1 protein-coding gene is annotated in these 1,356 nt (G+C 68.7%); it reads left to right on the top strand.

What is annotated here, in order from left to right; all coding sequences use genetic code 11:
• Nucleotides 1-1,356, top strand: a 1,356-nt coding sequence (pgi, locus tag MTQ10_RS30465; RefSeq protein WP_247473979.1) for a glucose-6-phosphate isomerase, incomplete at both ends; no start/stop codon positions are given.

Genomic DNA, 1,356 nt, shown 5'->3' with positions numbered 1-1,356 from the left:
CTGCGGGAACTGGCCGCCGCCACCGATGTGTTCGGGCTGCGCGACGCGATGTTCCGCGGGGAGCGGATCAACCTCACGGAGGACCGGGCGGTGCTGCACACCGCGCTGCGTGCCCCGCGCGACGCGGTGATCGAGGTGGACGGCGAGAACGTCGTGCCGAAGGTGCACGCCGTCCTCGACAGGATGGCCGATTTCGCCCACCGGGTCCGCTCGGGCGAGTGGACCGGGCACACGGGCCGCCGTATCCGCAATGTCGTCAACATCGGCATCGGCGGCTCCGATCTGGGCCCGGCGATGGCGTACGAGGCGCTGCGCGCGTTCACCGACCGGGATCTGACGGTGCGGTTCGTCTCCAATGTGGACGGTGCCGACCTGCACGAGGCCGTGCGCGACCTGGACCCGGCGGAGACGCTGTTCATCGTCGCGTCGAAGACGTTCACCACCATCGAGACCATCACCAACGCCACCTCGGCGCGTGCCTGGCTGCTGGAGGGTCTCGGCGGCGACGAGAAGGCCGTCGCGAAGCACTTCGTGGCGCTGTCGACGAACGCGGAGAAGGTCACCGCGTTCGGTATCGACGCGGACAACATGTTCGAGTTCTGGGACTGGGTCGGCGGACGCTACTCCTACGACTCGGCGATCGGCCTGTCCCTGATGATCGCCGTCGGCCCGGACGCGTTCCGGGAGATGCTCGACGGCTTCCGCATCGTCGACGAGCACTTCCGCACCGCTCCGCCCGAGGCCAACGCGCCGCTGATCCTGGGCCTGCTGGGCATCTGGTACGGCAACTTCCTCGGCGCGCAGTCGCACGCGGTGCTGCCGTACTCGCACTACCTGTCGAAGTTCACCGCCTACCTCCAGCAGCTCGACATGGAGTCCAACGGCAAGTCGGTGCAGCGCGACGGCACACCCGTCGACTGGGAGACCGGCCCCGTCGTGTGGGGCACGCCGGGCACCAACGGGCAGCACGCGTACTACCAGCTGATCCACCAGGGCACCAAGCTGATCCCGGCGGACTTCATCGGCTTCGCCCGTCCGGTCGCCGAGCTGGACGACCGGCTGAAGGCGCAGCACGACCTGCTGATGGCGAACTTCTTCGCGCAGACGCAGGCGCTCGCCTTCGGCAAGACGCCCGAGGAGGTGCGCGCCGAGGGCGTGCCGGAGGAGCTGGTGCCGCACAAGACGTTCAAGGGCGACCACCCCACGACGACGATCCTGGCGAGCGAGCTGACCCCGTCGGTGCTCGGCCAGCTCGTCGCGCTGTACGAGCACAAGGTGTTCGTGCAGGGCGCCGTGTGGAACATCGACTCCTTCGACCAGTGGGGCGTCGAACTCGGCAAGGTCCTCGCCAAGCGC

Origin of the sequence: Streptomyces sp. XM83C (genome assembly GCF_023072675.1) — a bacterium.
Classification (GTDB): Bacteria; Actinomycetota; Actinomycetes; order Streptomycetales; family Streptomycetaceae; genus Streptomyces; species Streptomyces thermocoprophilus.
This window is presented reverse-complemented; position numbering and strand designations above follow the sequence as displayed.